Source organism: Fundidesulfovibrio sp. YSD1, from assembly GCF_055397115.1.
Map to the genome: position 1 here is coordinate 2,416,772 of NZ_AP043666.1, position 16,486 is coordinate 2,433,257.

The 16,486-nt window shown below is 66.3% G+C and carries 16 protein-coding genes and 1 tRNA gene; 13 read left to right on the plus strand and 4 right to left on the minus strand.

The genetic code is table 11. The features are described 5' to 3' along the window. Window positions 1-120 precede the first annotated feature (120 nt). From ACZ5V4_RS11290 to ACZ5V4_RS11320, 7 genes are all read left to right on the plus strand, one after another. The gene (locus ACZ5V4_RS11290) at window positions 121-531 is read left to right on the plus strand and encodes a putative zinc-binding protein (protein ID WP_464317829.1); all 411 of its coding nucleotides are present in this window, start codon (window positions 121-123) and stop codon (window positions 529-531) included. 49 nt (window positions 532-580) lie between these two features. Beyond that, window positions 581-781, plus strand: a complete 201-nt coding sequence (locus ACZ5V4_RS11295; protein ID WP_464314957.1) for a hypothetical protein — start codon at window positions 581-583, stop codon at window positions 779-781. A gap of 212 nt (window positions 782-993) precedes the next feature. After that, complete coding sequence (locus ACZ5V4_RS11300) at window positions 994-2,328, plus strand: radical SAM/SPASM family putative metalloenzyme maturase (protein ID WP_464314958.1); 1,335 nt, start codon at window positions 994-996, stop codon at window positions 2,326-2,328. Window positions 2,329-2,533: 205 nt separating this feature from the next. Beyond that, the gene (locus ACZ5V4_RS11305; protein WP_464314959.1) at window positions 2,534-2,905 is read left to right on the plus strand and encodes an ArsR/SmtB family transcription factor; all 372 of its coding nucleotides are present in this window, start codon (window positions 2,534-2,536) and stop codon (window positions 2,903-2,905) included. Next, window positions 2,902-3,651 carry a 4Fe-4S dicluster domain-containing protein gene (locus ACZ5V4_RS11310; protein ID WP_464314960.1) on the plus strand — a complete coding sequence of 250 codons (750 nt, stop codon included), beginning with the start codon at window positions 2,902-2,904 and terminating at the stop codon, window positions 3,649-3,651. Before ACZ5V4_RS11305 ends, ACZ5V4_RS11310 begins: the two co-directional genes overlap by 4 nt. A 10-nt stretch (window positions 3,652-3,661) precedes the next feature. Next, on the plus strand, window positions 3,662-4,792 hold the full coding sequence (gene nrfD / locus ACZ5V4_RS11315; RefSeq protein ID WP_464314961.1) for an NrfD/PsrC family molybdoenzyme membrane anchor subunit: 1,131 nt from the start codon (window positions 3,662-3,664) through the stop codon (window positions 4,790-4,792). A 12-nt stretch (window positions 4,793-4,804) separates the two neighbouring features. Further along, on the plus strand, window positions 4,805-7,954 hold the full coding sequence (locus ACZ5V4_RS11320; protein ID WP_464314962.1) for a molybdopterin-dependent oxidoreductase: 3,150 nt from the start codon (window positions 4,805-4,807) through the stop codon (window positions 7,952-7,954). Window positions 7,955-8,331: 377 nt separating this feature from the next. Here ACZ5V4_RS11320 and ACZ5V4_RS11325 read toward each other — a convergent pair. The 4 genes from ACZ5V4_RS11325 to ACZ5V4_RS11340 all read right to left on the minus strand — a co-directional run bounded on the left by ACZ5V4_RS11325 (window position 8,332) and on the right by ACZ5V4_RS11340 (window position 11,517). Next, window positions 8,332-8,407: transfer RNA gene (locus tag ACZ5V4_RS11325), tRNA-Phe, on the minus strand. A 16-nt stretch (window positions 8,408-8,423) separates the two neighbouring features. Next, the gene (gene hflX, locus ACZ5V4_RS11330; protein WP_464314963.1) at window positions 8,424-10,067 is read right to left on the minus strand and encodes a GTPase HflX; all 1,644 of its coding nucleotides are present in this window, start codon (window positions 10,065-10,067) and stop codon (window positions 8,424-8,426) included. 110 nt (window positions 10,068-10,177) lie between these two features. Beyond that, window positions 10,178-10,771 (minus strand): IMP cyclohydrolase, encoded by a 594-nt coding sequence (locus ACZ5V4_RS11335; RefSeq protein ID WP_464314964.1) that lies wholly within the window; start codon window positions 10,769-10,771, stop codon window positions 10,178-10,180. Window positions 10,772-10,944: 173 nt separating this feature from the next. After that, the gene (locus ACZ5V4_RS11340; protein ID WP_464314965.1) at window positions 10,945-11,517 is read right to left on the minus strand and encodes a tetratricopeptide repeat protein; all 573 of its coding nucleotides are present in this window, start codon (window positions 11,515-11,517) and stop codon (window positions 10,945-10,947) included. A gap of 392 nt (window positions 11,518-11,909) precedes the next feature. Here ACZ5V4_RS11340 and flgB point away from each other — a divergent pair, with 392 nt between their 5' ends. From flgB to ACZ5V4_RS11370, 6 genes are read left to right on the plus strand one after another with little or no spacing between them, the layout of a single operon-like run. Beyond that, window positions 11,910-12,323 carry a flagellar basal body rod protein FlgB gene (flgB, locus tag ACZ5V4_RS11345; protein ID WP_464314966.1) on the plus strand — a complete coding sequence of 138 codons (414 nt, stop codon included), beginning with the start codon at window positions 11,910-11,912 and terminating at the stop codon, window positions 12,321-12,323. A 3-nt stretch (window positions 12,324-12,326) separates the two neighbouring features. Next, entirely contained in the window at window positions 12,327-12,764 is a 438-nt protein-coding gene (gene flgC, locus ACZ5V4_RS11350; RefSeq protein WP_464314967.1) for a flagellar basal body rod protein FlgC, read from the plus strand. 19 nt (window positions 12,765-12,783) lie between these two features. Beyond that, the gene (gene fliE, locus ACZ5V4_RS11355) at window positions 12,784-13,119 is read left to right on the plus strand and encodes a flagellar hook-basal body complex protein FliE (RefSeq protein WP_464314968.1); all 336 of its coding nucleotides are present in this window, start codon (window positions 12,784-12,786) and stop codon (window positions 13,117-13,119) included. Between the two features lie 29 nt (window positions 13,120-13,148). After that, on the plus strand, window positions 13,149-14,747 hold the full coding sequence (gene fliF, locus ACZ5V4_RS11360) for a flagellar basal-body MS-ring/collar protein FliF (protein ID WP_464314969.1): 1,599 nt from the start codon (window positions 13,149-13,151) through the stop codon (window positions 14,745-14,747). A gap of 3 nt (window positions 14,748-14,750) precedes the next feature. Next, window positions 14,751-15,746 (plus strand): flagellar motor switch protein FliG, encoded by a 996-nt coding sequence (fliG, locus tag ACZ5V4_RS11365; RefSeq protein WP_464314970.1) that lies wholly within the window; start codon window positions 14,751-14,753, stop codon window positions 15,744-15,746. Beyond that, window positions 15,733-16,485, plus strand: coding sequence for a FliH/SctL family protein (locus ACZ5V4_RS11370; protein ID WP_464314971.1), 753 nt, complete (start codon window positions 15,733-15,735; stop codon window positions 16,483-16,485). The genes fliG and ACZ5V4_RS11370 overlap by 14 nt, the downstream gene beginning before the upstream one ends. The last annotated feature ends 1 nt before the right edge of the window (window position 16,486 follow it).

The window sequence follows — 16,486 nt, forward strand, 5'->3', positions numbered from 1 at the left end:
CCTGAAGCCACGGCCGCCTGCAAAAAGGAATACGAAACCGTCTACATCCGCAAACCATCGGGAGTCTGTCAGTTGTGCGAGGATTTCTCCGCGCGACAGTCAACGAAACCCGTGGCGGTCATGTGCTGCGAGGGGTCCTGCTTGCGAGGCGAAATCGCGCGCCAGGCGTCCAACATCCTCTGTCACTCCCTCCTTCCCGGGAAGACCGTACGCGTCTGCCTCGGGGGGGCCTTCACCAAGGATACCGGCCAGCGCGGCCTGGTCCGCAACGCCCCCCTGGTCGTCGCCATGGAGGGATGCTTCCTGAAATGCGCCACGCGCATGATGCAGGGCGTGCTGGAAGGGCTCGAACCCGATGTGGTCATCACCGACAGCCTCATCGAATTCGATCGCGACCTCTTCAGCGTCGATGAGATGCCCGAAGTGGAGATCATGAGGCTTGCCCTCGACGTGGCCGAACAGATGGCCGCGAGGCTCGGTGACCACGCGCCAGCCAAAGCCGCTCCCGAGGCTTGTTGCGCCCGCTCCTGAACTCCTCCCCTGACGCCCCGCCGGGACGATGCCCCCGGCGGGGCGCTCCATGCGCATCCTTCTGAAGGAACGCCGGGGCATGCCCGAGGGGGCGAACATGGGCCGGGGCTGCGGCAATCCCCGGGCCATCGCGGCGCTCAAGCCCGGCGAGGTCGTGGTGGACCTGGGCAGCGGCGGCGGGTTCGACTGCTTCCTGGCCGCGCCAGGTGGGGGAAACGGGACGCGTGATCGGCGTGGACATGACGCCTGAGATGGTCGAAAAGGCGTTGTACGCCACCGCGCGCACAGCCGTTGCGGGTCATTTCCGCAGCCGGCTTCCCAGGGGTCTCCTCCCGGACGATCTGACCGGCCGCAGCCCGCAAGAGTGCGGCGGCCCCACGAGGAGAGAGGCGCATGCCTGACGCGCGGCGCAGCGTTATCCGGTCCAGCCGGCCCAGAAGAAGAACCCACGAGGAACCCGCTGTGATCAAATACTCGACGCCTCCCACCGGGCTCGCGCTCGCCCCCGCCCCCTCCCGCCTCTTCGCGGAGGTCACCTCCCGCTGCAACCTGCGCTGCGCCATGTGCGTCAAGCATTCCGGCGCGGGGAGCACGCGCGAGGGTGACATGTCCCCGGAGACCTTCGAGGCCCTCACCCCGGCCTTTCCCCACCTTCAGGCCCTTGTCCTCAACGGCGTGGGTGAACCGCTCCTGCACCCGCGCCTGGAGGCGTTCGTCCACCGCGCCAAGGACCTCATGCCCGCCGGGGGCTGGGTGGGCTTTCAGACCAACGGCCACCTCCTGGACAGGGCGCGGGCCGTGGCCCTGGCCGAGGCCGGGCTGGACAAGGTGTTCCTCTCCGTGGACTCCGCCTCCCCGGAGCAGTTCCGCAACGTCCGGGGCGGGGGGAGCCTGGGTCACGTGGCCAGGGCCCTGGACGCCCTGGCGGAGGCCAACGCCCGGCTTCCGGGGCGCACGATCGAGGTCGGGGCGGAGTTCGTGCTCATGCGCGAAACCCTCGGGGAGCTTCCGGCCGTGGCGGCCTGGCTTGGCGAAAGAGGGGTTTCCCGGCTGGTCGTCTCGCACATCCTGCCCTACGGCGAGTCCATGGCGGACCAGCCGGTATTCTCCGCCTGCACGGAGCACTCGGTTCGCTTCTACGAGGAGTGGGCCGGGCGGGCGCGGCGCGAAGGCATCGACATGGCCAGGTATTTCGAAGTGCTGTGGAAATTCCACAAAAGCCCCGAGGAAAGCCGAATCGTGGAGTTCGTCACGGAAATGACCGGCAGGGCCATGCGCGAGGACATACCCTTCCATGTGGCAAACCTCTTCTCGGGGGAGGACCTGGAGGAGGCGGAACACGTCTTCGACAGGACCAGGGACGCGGCCCGGGAAAGGGGACTCGCCCTGGTGCTCCCGCCGCTTCGGCCTCTGGGTGGCCGCCCCTGCCTCGGCGTGGAGCAGGGAGGCGTTTTCGTGACCTGGGACGGGCAGGTGGCCCCTTGTCATTTTTTGTGGCGTTCCTCCGAGTGCCACCTCTACGGCCACAGGAAGCAGGTGTTTCCCCGCTTCTTCGGCCAACTGCCCGGCGCCTCACTCCTGGAAACCTGGAACAGCGAAGCCTACAGGGCGTTCCGGGCCAGGGTGGTCGGGGGCGGATACCCCCATTGCCCCAGCTGCAACGTCTACCCCTGCGACGAGATCGAAACCACCGATTTCGAGTTCGACTGCTACGGCGAGACGATCCCTTGCGGCGACTGCCTCTGGAGCATGGGCCTGCTCCAGTGCATGGGACAGGAGCACCCCGAGGCCCCCTGACCCTCCCGCCGGGAGTCAGCCGGGCGGCAAGCGCCGGGGCCGCGTCCCCCCAGGGGGAGAGCCCGTTTCAGCCCTTTCGCAGGGAGCCGCAGTGCCCGGCCATCCCAACGCCCCGCCCCGCGGTTCGCCCTCGTTCTCTCCTCGAGCCCCCCTGGAAATCGAAAGCCCTTGCCTTCATCCGGCTATTCGGATTAAGTGATGGATCATGAAATCCTTTTCCAGCCTCTTCAGGGCCTTGAGTGACGAAACACGCCTGCGCATCGTCCACCTCCTTGCCGACGGCGAACTCTGCGTCTGCGACCTGACCCATGCCCTTGAAATGCCCCAGTCCACCGTTTCCCGCCACTTGGCGCACTTGAAGAATGCCGGGCTGGTCAGCGACCGCCGACACAAGACGTGGGCCTTCTACCGGCTCGCGGACGACGCGCCGCCACTTGCCCGCGAGATCGTGGACAGCCTGACGCGGCACATGCGGACCATCGAACCGGCACGCAAGGACTTGGCAGCCCTCGGCGAGTACCGTTGCTGTCCAGACCGGAATTGTGAGCAACCACCTAAACGCGGGGGGAGGTCATGAGTGGAAGTCTGCCTACCGAAGACCCCTTGGTCAGGATGTACCGCGAACTCAAGCGGGCATCGGCCAAGGACAAGGCGCAGGTCAAATGGGCCATGGTCATCGACCAGGCCAAGTGCATCGGTTGCCACGCCTGCGCCGTGGCCTGCACCTCCGAGAACCGCCTGGGGCCGGGTGTGGTCTACCGCCCGGTGATCGAGCAGGAGACCGGAACCTACCCCAACGTGGGACGCCGCTTCCTGCCACGGCCCTGCATGCAGTGCGAAAACCCGCCCTGCGTCTCCGTGTGCCCGGTGACGGCCACCTTCAAGAACGCCCAGGGCGTCACCGTCATGGACTACACGCGCTGCATCGGCTGCCGCTACTGCATCGCCGCCTGTCCCTACGGGGCGCGCTGCGCCGACTTCGGGGGCTTCTACACCTCGCGCACGGCCGAATCCCCCGGACAGGTGCAGGGACGCTACGCCGCCCGCGCCTACGAGAAGCAGAATGCGCCCGAATACGGAAGGGACTGGGGTGAACGCGGCAAGGGATCGCCCATCGGAAACGCCCGCAAGTGCCATTTCTGCCTGCATAGGCTGGTCGTGGGGCAACTGCCGTCATGCGTGACCAGTTGCGTCGGCCGGGCCACCTACTTCGGGGACCGCTCCGACCCGGGCTCCCTGGTGAGTGAACTCATCGGATCGCCTCGCGCCTACACGCTCAAGCCGGAACTGGGCACCCGCCCGGCCGTGTTCTACCTGGCCTAGGAGGCACGCCATGAAAGCAAGCGTCAACAAGCCTCTCCTGTATCTGAGCTTCGCCGGGCTGGCCGCCCTGGCCTACGCCGTGGCGGACGTGTTCATACACCGCGCCGGAGGGACGAACCTCGGTTCCTACGTGCCTTGGGGCATGGGCGTGGTGATGTATCTTCTGTTCGTGGGCTTCTCGGCGGGCGGCCTGCTGGTCTCGGCCCTCACTGAGCTGTTCGGGCTGAAGCAACTGAAGCCGCTGGGCGGCCTGGCCACCTACACGGCCCTGGTGGCGGAGGTCTGCGCGGGCATCGCCATCGCCTCGGACTTGGGGCGCTTCGAGCGGATGTTCAACTTCGTGTTCTCGCCCAGCCTCACCTCCCCGATGTTCTGGATGTTCGTCTTCTTCAGCGCCGTGCTCGTGGTCTCCTTGCTGAAGGCGTTGGCCTTCGCCCGGGGCGACGAGGGGCAGGCGATCTTCTGGAGTTGGGTGACCATTCCGGTGGGGTTGTGCTTCTATTTCACCAACGGCTTCTTCTTCTCGGTGCTCACGGGACACGGCCTGTGGAGCGGCCCCGTGGTGCCGGTGCTCTTCGTGACGGCCGCGCTGCTCTGCGGCGGGGCCTTGGTCTGCGCCCTGGCCTGGTGGAGCCGCACGGACTGGGACGGCGCGGTGCTGCTCTCGGGCGTTGTGCTGCGCCTGCTGGTGGGCTTCGCGATCCTGGAAGGCGTCTGGCTGTGGATCAACTGGCAGGGCGGACGCATGGAAACCATGGTGGCCCTGGCCAACCTGGCGTCCGGACCAGGCTCCTGGGCCTTCTGGGGGCTTCACGTGGCGGCCGGTGTCGTGCTGCCGCTCATCCTGCTGCCTCAATGCCGGAACAACCCAGGCCTGGCCGCCTGGGCCTGCCTGCTCATCCTGGTGGGCTTTGCCGGGGCGCGTTGGGCCTTCGTGGTCCCGGCCCAGAGTGTGGCCATGCTTCCCGGGCTGGAAACCGCCTGGCAGCATCCCAGGCTCCTGCTCAGCTACCTGCCCAGCCTCGCCGAGTGGTGCATGGCGGCGGGAGTCGGCGGTCTGGCACTGTTCGGCTTCGTCATCGGCCCGCGCGCGTTTCCCGCCCTTTACGGAACCGCCCCCCAACCCAGCCAGGCCCGCTGAGGAGGTGACCCCATGGACCGCAGAGACTTCTTGAAATCCTCCGCCCTGCTCGGTTGCGCTTTGGCAGCCGGGGAAGGGCTTGCCCAGGCGGCTTCGCCTGCGGAGCCTTCGCAGTCCCCCTATCAGGGGTACAAGCCTGAGGGCGTGATCTTCTCGGCCTGTCAGCAGTGCAACACCCAGTGCGGCATCAAGGTGAAGATCGAGAATGGCAACGTGGTCAAGATCGATGGCAACCCGCTCTCGCCGTGGACGCTGACGCCGCAACTTCCCTACAAGACCTCCATGGCCGAGGCGGCCCTGGTCGATGCCCCTCTCTGCCCAAAAGGATACGCGGGCATTCAGACCCTCTACGATCCCTACCGCATCGTGAAGGTGCTTAAGAGGGCGGGCAAGCGCGGTGAGAACAAGTGGAAGACCATCCCCTTCGAGCAGGCCGTCACCGAAATCGTCGAAGGCGGCGACCTCTTCGGCGAGGGCAAGGTGGACGGACTCAAGGACATCATAACCTGCCGCGACCCGAAGATCTCCGACGCCCTGAAAAAGGACGCTGGCGAGGTCGCCAACAAGAAGATGACCCTCGATGAGTTCAAAGCCAAGCACGCGGACAACCTCAAGCATCTCATCAACCCGGAACATCCTGATTTCGGCGTCAAGAACAACCAGTTCTGCCTGAACTGGGGACGCCTCAAGGGCGGGCGCAGCGAGTTCGTTCGTCGTTTCACGGAGTTCTCGGGCGGCTCCTACAATTACCACGGCCATACCACGGTGTGCCAGGGCTCGCTGTACTTCTCCTGCAAGGCCATGTCCGACCAGTTCGAGGAGGGCAAGTTCACCGGCGGCTCCAAGTTCTACTGGCAGGCCGACACCGGCAACGCGGAGTTCATCTTCTTCGTGGGGGCGAACCCCTTCGAGGCCAACTACGGGCCGCCGCTACGAGCCAGCAAGGTGAGCCAGAGCCAAGCCGACGGCGTGAAGATCGCCGTGGCCGACCCGCGATGCTCCAAGACCGCCGCGCGGGCCTGGAAATGGCTGCCCGTGAAGCCCGAGGGCATCGGCGCTCTGGCCCAGGCGATGATCCGTTGGATCATCGAGAACAAGCGCTTCGACGCCCGTTACCTGTCCAACGCCAACAAGGGCGCGGCCAAGGCGGACAACGAGCCCACCTGGACCCAGGCCTGCTGGCTGGTGAAGTTATCGCCCGAGGGCAAGCCCACCGTGTTCCTGCGCGGCTCCGACCTGGGCGTGGAGCCCCAGAAGCGACCCACCAAGGACGGCAAGGGCGAATGGGCCTTCGACCCCTTCGTGGCGGTCAACGACAAGGGCGAGCCCGTCATTTTTGACCCCAACGACGACAAGACCCCTGCGGAAGGCCAGCTCTTGTTCACAGGCGAGTTGGGGGGCATCAAGGTCAAGACGGCCCTTCAGGTGTACGCCGACGAGGCCAACTCCAAGAGCTTCGACGAATGGTGCAAACTGGCCGGGGTGGACTCCGCCGACCTGGCCGAAATCGCCCGGGAGTTCACCTCCCACGGCAAGCGAGCCGTTTGCGACCTGCACCGGGGCGTGTCCCAGCACACGTCCGGGTTCCAGAACGTGGTCTCCTGGATGCTGGTGAACGTGCTGATCGGCAACCATGACTACATGGGTGGCCTGTCCAAAGCCACCACCTTCACTCACGACGGCTCGCGCGAGGGCCAGCCTTTCAACCTGACCAAACACCCGGCCAAGATGTCCGGTTGGGGCATCTCCATCATCCGCCACGGAACCAGCTACGAAAAGTCCACGCTGTTCACCGGCTACCCGGCCAAGCGCGTGTGGTACCCCTTCGCCTCGGACGTCTACCAGGAGGTGATCCCCAGCGCTGGGGACATGTACCCCTACCAGCTCAAGTGCCTGCTGCTCTACATGGGCACCCCCGTATATTCGCTCCCAGCCGGGCACGCGCTGGCGGCCATCCTGGCCGACCCCAGGAAGATACCGCTGTTCATCACCTCGGACATCACCGTGGGCGAGACCAGCATTTACGCTGACTATGTGTTCCCGGACCTGACCTACCTGGAACGCTGGGAGTTCGTGGGTTCGCATCCCTCCATGGCTCCCAAGGTGGGCGCGTTCCGCCAGCCCGCAGCCAAGCCCATGACCGATACCTGCACCGTCTACGGGCAGCAGATGCCCATCAACTTCGAGGCATTGCTTTTGGGGCTGGCCGAGAAGCTCAAGCTGTCGGGCTTTGGCGAGGACGCTTTCGGCAAGGGGCTGCATCTGAAGCACCAGGACGACATGTACATCCGCATGGTCGCCAACCTGGCCTTCGGTGACAAGGCGGACGGCACGGAAAAGCTGCCCGCTGCCTCCAAGGAGGACACAGAGATATTCCTGAAGGCCCGGGCTCATCTGCCGCCCACGGTTTTCGACGCCAAGCGCTGGGAGGCGCTGGTCGGCCCCGAACTGTGGCCCAGCGTGGTGACCATCCTCAACAAGGGCGGGCGCTTCCAGGAGTACGCCCAGGCCTACAAGGACGGGCAACTGGCCAACAAGTACGGCAAGATGGTGGGCATCTACTTCGACAACCTCTTCAAGGCCAAGGACTCCATCACCGGAAAGCCTTACCTGCCCTTCGCAGGGTTTGTTCCCGGCCCTCTGGACGTGGCGGGCAATTCCCTGCCGGACGCCAAGGACGGCTACGACCTGACGCTCATCACCTACAAGGCCATAACCCAGACCAAGTCCCGCACCTCGGGCAACTACTGGCTCCAGGCCCCGTATCCAGAGAACTTCGTGGAGGTCTCGGCGGCGGACGCAGCCCGGCTGGGTTTGAAGAACGGCGACACGGTCAAGGTGCTCTCGGCCTCCAACCCCGAAGGGGTCTGGGACCTGGGTCCGCTGGGCAAGAAGCCGGTGGCGGGCAAGGTGAAGGTGCTCGAAGGCCTTCGCCCGGGTGTCGTCAGCTTCTCCCTGGGCCACGGCCACTGGGCCTACGGGGCGGGCGCGTGGGAGATCGACGGCAAGAAGATCGCCCCGGACGCCAGACGCGCGACGGGCATCCACGCCAACGCGGCCATGCGCCTGGACCCGGTGCTGAAGAATACCGGACTGGTGGACAAGATCGGAGCGAGCGCGGTGTTCTACCAATCGCCCGTCAAACTGGTGAAAGCATCCTGAAGATCAACGGCGAGGCCCCCGAAAGGGGGCCTCGCACATTAAGCGATGCCACGTACGCTTGGCGAAGGTCGAAAGCGACAACCCTGTCCTTGCGGGGCAGGCCCTCCCAGGCACGGAAACGCCAGGCCGGGATGCGAGAGCATGGCCTCCAGGGCCGCAAGGCATCCTTCACGACGTTCGCCATGCATCTTTCGGCAGCCCTGCCAGGCCGTGCCGCCGCACGGCTCCCTCGGCATCGAGGAAGAGGCCGTGGAGGCCATCACTGGCTGGATGCTCGATCCGAAGCGCGGCCCGGGAGGAGGGGAGTAGGGCGCAACCATCTGCGCCGGCAACGAAAAAGGCCTCGCGGTTTCACCCGCAAGGCCTTCGTTCTTTCGTGGTGCCGAGGGACGGAATTGAACCGCCGACACGGGGATTTTCAGTCCCCTGCTCTACCAACTGAGCTACCTCGGCTCGAGGAAGAGTGCATCTATCCAGTTTCCCCGGGGTTGGCAAGAACTTTTTCCCAGCCCACGGCGTGGATTATCTCGGCCACCAGCGGCCCGAGCGTGGCCCGCTCCTTGGCGCTTATGGGTATCCCCTCGGGATAGCGCCCCAAAACCCAGGCCTTGCGCTCCTCGTCCAAGGTCTCCCACTTGTTGAGCGCCAGAAGCCTGGGCACGGTCTCCAGTTCCATCTCCTTGAGGATGGCCTCCACGGCCTCCACCTGGGCCGCGAGCTCCGGATGCCCGGCGTCGGCCACCTGGATGAGCAGGTCCGCGCTCTCCAACTCCTCCAGGGTGGCGCGGAAGGCCTCCTTGAGTTCCTTGGGCAGCTCGCGGATGAACCCCACGGTGTCGGTGAGCACCAGCTCGTGGTCCTGGGGGAAGCGCAGGCGGCGGCTGACCGGGTCCAGGGTGGCGAAGAGCTTGTCCTCGGCCAGCACCTCGGAGCGGGTCAGGGTGTTTAAAAGCGTCGATTTTCCGGCGTTGGTGTAACCCACCAGAGAGACGATGGGCAGCCCGGCCTTGGCCCGGCGGTCGCGCACCTGGGCGCGCTGCTTGCGCAGCTCGGAAAGCTCGCGCTTGATGCGCGTGAGGCGCTCGCGGATGCGCCGCCGGTCGATCTCCAGCTTGGTCTCGCCCGGCCCGCGCCCGCCGATGCCGCCCATGAGCCTGCTCATGGCCGGGTTTTTGCCCACGAGCCTAGGCAGGGTGTACTTGAGCTGGGCCATCTCGACCTGGAGCTTGCCCGAGCGCGACGTGGCCCGCTGGGCGAAGATGTCCAGGATGAGCTGGGTGCGGTCCAGGATCTTGCGCTCGGTCAGGTCGGCCAGGTTGCGCATCTGGGCGGGCGTCAATTCGCCGTCGAAGAGGAGCACCGATGCTCCCGAGGACAGGGCCATGACCTCCAGTTCCGAGAGCTTGCCCTTGCCGATGATGGTGCGCGGGTTCACCTGGGGCACGCGCTGGATCACCCGGCCGGTGAGGGAGAGCCCGGCGGTCTTGGCCAGGGCCTCGAGCTCGTCCAGGGAGGCCTCCAGCTCCAGCCGGGGCGCGCTGCCCACCCCGACCGCCACGGCGCGCCCGGCCACGCCCTCCTCGGAGCCCGCCACGGGCTGGGCCAGGCGGGCGAACTCGTCCTCCAGGGCCTGGGTCACGGCGGCGAAATCCGTCTCGGAGCGGTCCCACTGCACGGGGGACAGCACGGTCCAAGGCTTGGCCCCGGGCTCGGGGGAGGCGTCGGGCGTCAGGTGCGCGGTGTGGAGGCGCGCGGGCTGGGCCATGTCGTCCACGGTGAGCGCCGAGACCGAGTCCAGGCGCAGGAAAAGCATGTCCGTCAGGTCTTCCTGGTCGAGCCCGGCGTCGTGCAGGTGGGTGTGCAAAAGGCGCAGCCCGCGCAAGCGGCCCGAACCCTCGCGCGATCTGGGCAACTCAGGGATGAGGACGGAGTGGGGCTCGCCCACGATGACCATCTCCGGGCGGCCCTTGCGGTCGACGAGCAGGCCCACCTGGCGGCCCACCCCGTGGGAGATGGCGGCCAGTTCGCGGGCCTGGTCGGGCGTGTAGCCGCCCGAGGACGGGTAGCGCCTAGTGTAGAGGCGCTCCAGGGCCTTGAGCTGGCTGGGCTTCAATCCTTCCGTGTTTCCTTGGACTTTGCTTGCTATGGCGGGTCTCCCGGGTGGAGGTCCGCCGCGCCGGGCATGGGCCTGGCGCGGCGGGGTGCTGTAAGGTGGCGGCGCGCCTAGACCTGGGACAGGTAGTCGCGGATCATGGCGTCGTAGGCCGAGGTGGCCGCGAAGGTCTCGAGAGCCATGTCGCGGCGCAGGGCCAGCGGGGCCTTCATGGCGTTGGCTTCGAGCTCCGCCTGGACGCGGCCGTAGTGCGCGGGCGAGGGAACCACTAGAACGGAGTGGTAGTTCTTGGCCGAGGCGCGAAGCATGGTGGGGCCGCCGATGTCGATCTGCTCCACGGCGTCGCGGGCCGAGGCCTTGGCCGCGGCGGCCTTGGCGAAATCGTAGAGGTTGACGCAGATCAGGTCGAAGGGCGTAAGGCCGAACTTCCCGAGCGTCTCCATGTGCGCGGGGTCGTCCTTGTCGGCCAGGATGCCCGCGTGGATGTGGGGGTGCAGGGTTTTCACGCGCCCGCCCAGCATCTCGGGGAATCCCGTGACCTGGTCCACGGCGGTGACCGGAAGCCCGGCGTCGGTCATGGCCTTCTTGGTGCCGCCCGTGGAGACGAGCTCCACGCCGTTGGCGTGAAGGAACGCGGCGAATTCGGCCAGGCCGGACTTGTCGGTGACGGAGAGGATGGCCCTGCGGATGGGCAATAGATCCATGGCTGCCTCGCTGTTTTTGGCTTGGCAGTGCCAAATGCGCCCGCGCTTGGCAACCTCTTTCCGCATCCGCCCGCCCCGCGCCCTTTTTTGGGGTTGGTTCCCGGTCCGGCCGCCGGGAGCGGTTACGGACCGGGAACCAATGGGGGAGGGGAGATTCGTGAAAATTTCCCGCCCTAGGCGGCCCTGGCTTCCAGGTGCTCCTTGAGCTCCACCGCGGGCGTGTTGGCCGGGTCGTGCTCCAGGATGCGGTCCAGGTGCGCCCTGGCCTCGCCGTCGCGTCCGGCGGCCGCCAGGCAGCCGGCCAGCGAGTAGCGGATCTCGTGCTTCAGCGGGTCGATGGCCAGGTAGGCCTCCAGGTACGGCACCACGTCCTCCAGGAGGCCCATGGAGTGGCCCAGGCGGATGATGCTGTAGAGCGCGATCATGTTGGCCGGGTTGTGGTCCAGGGCCTGGGCGAAGTGGCTGAAGGCCGAGCCGATCTCGCCGCGCTCGGTCTCGATGAGCGCCATGCCCGAAAGGGCCTTGTCCGTGGCCTCGATGTCGGCGGCCTTGCGGTAGAAGACGAAGGCCTCGTCCAGGTCTCCCCTGTGCACGGCGATGGTGGCCAGCCCCAGGTAGGGGTCGGGATGGACCCCGTTGGAGCCCATGGCCTTGCGGTAGTATTCCTCCGCCTTGTCCAGCTCACCCATGAACAGGTAGCACTCGCCCAATTCCTTGTTGATTTCGTAGTCCAGATGACCGCTCATTACTGTCCCCTCCGGTGCGCGGACCCCGCTTGCCAAAACCTTCTCCCGGGCGCGGCGTCCTTTATTCGCTTCCCAAAGCTGGGAGACCTTCCTGGCCTCCCGTCTCCCCTTCCGTACCGGCGCGCCAACCTCGTCCCTCCCGGGGACCGGCGAACCTGCGAATTCTCCCTAGCAATCGGCGTGCCATGATTCGATGAGGGCAATTTCCTCCATCCGGCGCGCGTCCCTGCCCTGACAAGCATGACGCGTGCCCGACGCCCCCTGTTTCATGTAATTTCAGAATTTCAGATGGTTATGGTGTTGGAACGGGAGTTGCTACTGGATGGGCCGGGGCGGCCCTCGAACGGCCGGGCCAGCCCGGCAAAAAAAGCCGCCGCCCAAGGAGACACGCCATGCCTTCAATCTACGGAAAGAACGCAGCCCTGCTCGGCAAGGTCATGGACCTGCGCCTTGAGCGTCAAAACCTTGTCGTGTCCAACATCGCCAACATAAACATCCCCGGGTACAAGGCCCGCTCCCTGGAGTTCGAGAAGGAGCTCCAGGAGGCCATCGGCAGCCCGGAGACGCGCGCGAACATAACAAGGACCAACGCCGGCCACGTGCCCGGTCGCTTCAACGTGGACGGCTTCGAGGGCGGCCTGGGCAAGGAATTCAAGCCCCGCACCATCTACGGCGCCGACGCCGTGGACCTGGACAAGGAGATGGCCGCCATGTCCAAGAACTCGCTGATGTACAACGCCCTGACCACTGTGGTGCAGAAGAGCTTCGAGGGCATCACCAAGATCATCGGCGAAGGAGGCAAGTAGCTCATGGACTTCATGACCGCACTCGACATCGGCGGTTCCGCGCTGTCCGCGCAGCGGACGTACATGAACGTCATCGCCATGAACCTGGCCAACGCCAAGACCACGCGCACCGCCGACGGCCAGGGGCCCTACCAGCGCAAGTCCGTGGCCCTGGAGTCCACGCAGGCCACGCCCTTCGGCAAGGCCATGAACGCGGCCCTGGACCAGGAGCTGAACGGCGTGCGCGTCACCGGCATCGTCAACGACTCCAGGCCCCCGCGCCAGGTCTACGAGCCCGGGCACCCCGACGCCGACCAGAGCGGCTACGTGCAGTACCCGGACATCAACGTGGTGGAGGAGATGACCAACATGATCCAGGCCACGCGCAGCTACGAGGCCAGCACCACCACCATCACCACCATCAAGGCCATGTACAACAAGGCCCTGGAAATCGCCCGCTAGGCCCTGAAGGAGCACGACAATGGCCATAAGCCCCGTCGCGTTGAACGCCTACCGCGCCGCCATGGGCCAGACCCAGGGCGCGGGATCGGTCCAGAAGCAGGTCAGCCGCGCCCTCGGCGAGGTCCAGGCCCCGCAGAGCGGCTTCGTGGACGCGCTCAAGAACTCCGTGGCCAAGGTCAACGCCGAGCAGGTCCGCAAGGACCAGATGGTCGAGACCTTCGCCACCGGCGAGAACCAGAACGTCCACGAACTGATGATCCAGCTCCAGAAAGCCGGGGTGGCCATGTCCATGACCTCGGCCGTGCGCAACAAGGTCATGGACATGTACCGCGAACTCGTGAAGATGCCGTTCTAGGCCCGGTCGCATTCCAAAGGAGTTAAGCCATGCCCTCCGTGTTCAAATCGCTCTGGGACCAGGCCACCCGTTTCTGGTCCGGCCGCACCATGGCCCAGCGCATCCTCTTCGCCGGCGTCGCCGCTTCCGTGGTGGCCGCGTTCGTGCTGATGATCGTCTGGTTCAACCAGCCCGACTACAAGGTCCTCTTCTCCAAGCTGGGCACCGAGGACGCCGGGCGCGTCATGGAGACGCTCAAGGCGGCCAAGGTGCCCTACAGGCTGGAGGACGGCGGCCAGACCGTGCTGGTCCCGGCGGACATGGTCAGCGAGCAGCGCCTGAAGGTGGCGGGCGAGGGCAAGCTCCACGGCGTGGGCCTGGGCTACGAAATTTTTGACGACACCAAGGTCGGCCAGACCGACTTCGTGCAGCGCATCAACTACCAGCGCGCCCTGCAGGGCGAGCTGGCGCGCACCATCGGCGAGTTCCCCCAGATCGAGAAGGCCAGGGTGCACCTGGTGCTGCCCCAGAAGAGCCTGTTCATCGAGGAGCAGCGCAAGCCCAGCGCCTCGGTGGTGCTGACCTTGAAAAGCGGGGCCAAGCTCGAGCCCAAGCAGGTCCAGGGCATCGTCAATTTCGTGGCCATGAGCGTCGAGGGCCTGGACCATAGCCGCGTCACCGTCACGGACACGGCGGGCAAGATCCTCCACCAGCCCAAGGACGAGGCCAGCATCGACGGCATGACCAGCACCCAGTTCGAGTTCCGCAACACCTACCAGCGCACCGTCGAGCGCCAGATCGAGGAGTTGCTGAACCCCATCGTGGGCGCGGGCAAGTCCATCGCCAAGGTCACGGCGCAGCTGGACTTCGCGCGCCGCGAGATCAAGCGCGAGAGCTTCGACCCCAACGCCACCGTGGTGCGCTCCGAGGTGCGCGAGGAGTCCTCCACCAACCAGAAGGCCAACGTGGACGGCTCCGTGCCCGAGACCAACTTCCGGGGCGACGGCTTCTCCGGCACCCAGAACAAGGTGGACCAGTCCCAGGAGAAGCGCCAGACCAACTACGAGATCAACAGCGAGACCCAGCACATCGTGGCCCCCACCGGGGAGTTGCAGCGGCTCTCCGTCGCGGTTATCGTGGACCACGTACAGGACCCGAACAGCAAGGAAGCCAAGTTCATCCCCCGGTCCGCCGAGGAGATGGAGCGCATCAAGCAGGCCGTGGCCAACGCCGTGGGCTTCGACGCCAAGCGTGGCGACACCATCGAGGTGTCCTCCATGCCCTTCGGCGAGCGCGAGCTCATGGCCGAGCCGAGCCTGACCCAGAACATGCTGGAGTACGCCCAGCGCCTGGGCAAGCCCTTCCTGAACGGCCTGCTCGTGTTCCTCTTCCTGCTCCTGGTGGTGCGCCCGGTGGTCATGGCGCTCATCCGCCCCCGCGTCACCCGCGAGGAGATCGAGCAGATCAGCAGGCTGCCCGAGGCCGAGCGGCGCATCGCCCTGGCCGAGCCCGAGGAGGAGGAGACCGAGCTTCTGGAGATTTCCAAGCGGCTGGAGAACGCCAAGATCCTGGCCCAGCAGCTCTTCGAATCCAACACCGAGCAGGCCGTCCTGGTGCTGCGCGGCTGGCTCAAGCAGGAGGCGGCGTAAGACATGGCCCTGACCGGACCGCAAAAGACCGCAGTGCTCTGCCTGGCGCTCGGCGACAAGTTCTGCTCCGAGGTGTTCAAGCGCATGGACCGTGGCGAGATCGCACGCATCTCCAAGGCCATGCTCGAGATCGACACCGTGGACAAGGAAGGCGTCGAGGAGGTGCTCAAGGAGTTCAACGAGACCCTCCAGTTCGGTCAGGACGTGCTCGTCGGCGGCGCGGACACGGTCAAGCGCATGCTCTCCAAGACGCTCGACACCGACACGGCCAAGTACATCATGGATTCGCTGGAGATAAGCACGGGCCCCATCCCCTTCCAGGAGCTGGGCAACGTCTCCCCGCGCATCCTGGCCCAGATCCTTCGCAACGAGCACCCGCAGACCCTCGCGCTCATCCTGGGCCACCTGCACCCGGACCAGGCAGCCGAGCTCCTGCAGAACCTGCCTTCCGGCGTGCGCGCCGAGGTGCTCATGCGCCTGGCCAGGCTCGAGGCCGTGGCCGAGGAGATGCTCATGGAAGTGGACAAGGTGCTCCAGAACCAGCTCATCGCCATGGGCGGCAAGGAAGGCAAGAAGGTCGGCGGCATCACGGCCGTGGCCGAGATCCTGAACGCCGTGGACCGCGCCACGGAAGAGGAAGTCCTCTCCGAGATCGAGGAGGAGTCCGCCCAGATGGCCGAGGACATCCGCAACCTCATGTTCGTGTTCGAGGACATCAAGGCCCTGGACGACCGGGCCATCCGCGAACTGCTCAAGGAGGTCTCCAACGAGGAGCTCACCCAGGCACTCAAGGGCGCCAGCGACGACCTCAAGGAGAAGTTCTTCAAGAACCTCTCCGAGCGCGCCGCCACCATGATCCGCGAAGACCTGGAGATCATGGGCCCCGTGCGCCTGGCGGACGTGGAAGCCGCGCAGCAGAGCGTGGTCAAGACAGTGAGAAGGCTCGAGGCCGAAGGCAAGATCGCCATCGGCAGAGGTGGCGGAGATGTCTTCATCTGAGGCCGGGCTGCCCCCCGGCGAAGTCTTCCTGCCCGGCAACGCGCGGGTGGTCATGGGGTCGGGCGAGAACGGCCCCGCGGAGATGACCGTCCACGAGATCGAGGGCACCAAGACCCAGACCCTGGACGCCAAAACCGAGCTGGAGTTCTGGGCCCGGGTGCGCGCCAAGGCCCAGGCCAAGGCCCGCGAGATACTGGCCCAGGCCATGGCCGAGGCCGACGCCATCCGCGAGCAGGCCCGCCAGGAGGGCCTGGCCCAGGGCCTGGCCCAGGCCGGGCAGGCCCGCAAGGACGAGATGGCCGTCATGGGCGGCAAGCTGGCCGGGCTCATGGCCGGCCTGGAGGCCGAGCGCCCGAGGCTGTGGGCCTCGCACAGGGCCGAATTCGCCGAACTCCTGAAGCTCGCCGTGGAAAAAACGCTCCACGTGGAGCTCTCCGAGCGGCGCAGGGAGGTCCTGGCCGCGCTCATCGACCAGTCCGTGGAGATCCTGGACACCCGTCACGGCTTCACCGTGGTGGTCAACCCCGCCGACGAGGCCCCCGCGCGCGAACTGCTCGAGCAGGCCAAGGCCGCCCACCCCAACCTTGGGGGCTGGCGCGTGAAGACCGATCCGGCCATGACCCCGGGCGGGGTGCGCCTGGAATCCGGCGCGGGCATGGTGGACAACACCCTGGACAGCCGCTTCCAGCAGATTTCCGAACTCCTCGAGCGCGTCTCCTTCGACGAGGCGCAGGGGTAGC

Excerpts from the sequence above, each read along its gene's own strand:
- ACZ5V4_RS11290 (WP_464317829.1), top strand. The coding sequence starts at position 121 with ATGTGCTGCGAGGGGTCCTGCTTGCGAGGCGAAATCGCGCGCCAGGCG.
- ACZ5V4_RS11295 (WP_464314957.1), top strand. The coding sequence starts at position 581 with ATGCGCATCCTTCTGAAGGAACGCCGGGGCATGCCCGAGGGGGCGAAC.
- ACZ5V4_RS11305 (WP_464314959.1), top strand. The coding sequence starts at position 2,534 with ATGAAATCCTTTTCCAGCCTCTTCAGGGCCTTGAGTGACGAAACACGC.
- ACZ5V4_RS11310 (WP_464314960.1), top strand. The coding sequence starts at position 2,902 with ATGAGTGGAAGTCTGCCTACCGAAGACCCCTTGGTCAGGATGTACCGC.
- nrfD (WP_464314961.1), top strand. The coding sequence starts at position 3,662 with ATGAAAGCAAGCGTCAACAAGCCTCTCCTGTATCTGAGCTTCGCCGGG.
- ACZ5V4_RS11320 (WP_464314962.1), top strand. The coding sequence starts at position 4,805 with ATGGACCGCAGAGACTTCTTGAAATCCTCCGCCCTGCTCGGTTGCGCT.
- ACZ5V4_RS11335 (WP_464314964.1), bottom strand. The coding sequence starts at position 10,771 with ATGGATCTATTGCCCATCCGCAGGGCCATCCTCTCCGTCACCGACAAG.
- ACZ5V4_RS11340 (WP_464314965.1), bottom strand. The coding sequence starts at position 11,517 with ATGAGCGGTCATCTGGACTACGAAATCAACAAGGAATTGGGCGAGTGC.
- flgB (WP_464314966.1), top strand. The coding sequence starts at position 11,910 with ATGCCTTCAATCTACGGAAAGAACGCAGCCCTGCTCGGCAAGGTCATG.
- flgC (WP_464314967.1), top strand. The coding sequence starts at position 12,327 with ATGGACTTCATGACCGCACTCGACATCGGCGGTTCCGCGCTGTCCGCG.
- fliE (WP_464314968.1), top strand. The coding sequence starts at position 12,784 with ATGGCCATAAGCCCCGTCGCGTTGAACGCCTACCGCGCCGCCATGGGC.
- fliF (WP_464314969.1), top strand. The coding sequence starts at position 13,149 with ATGCCCTCCGTGTTCAAATCGCTCTGGGACCAGGCCACCCGTTTCTGG.
- fliG (WP_464314970.1), top strand. The coding sequence starts at position 14,751 with ATGGCCCTGACCGGACCGCAAAAGACCGCAGTGCTCTGCCTGGCGCTC.
- ACZ5V4_RS11370 (WP_464314971.1), top strand. The coding sequence starts at position 15,733 with ATGTCTTCATCTGAGGCCGGGCTGCCCCCCGGCGAAGTCTTCCTGCCC.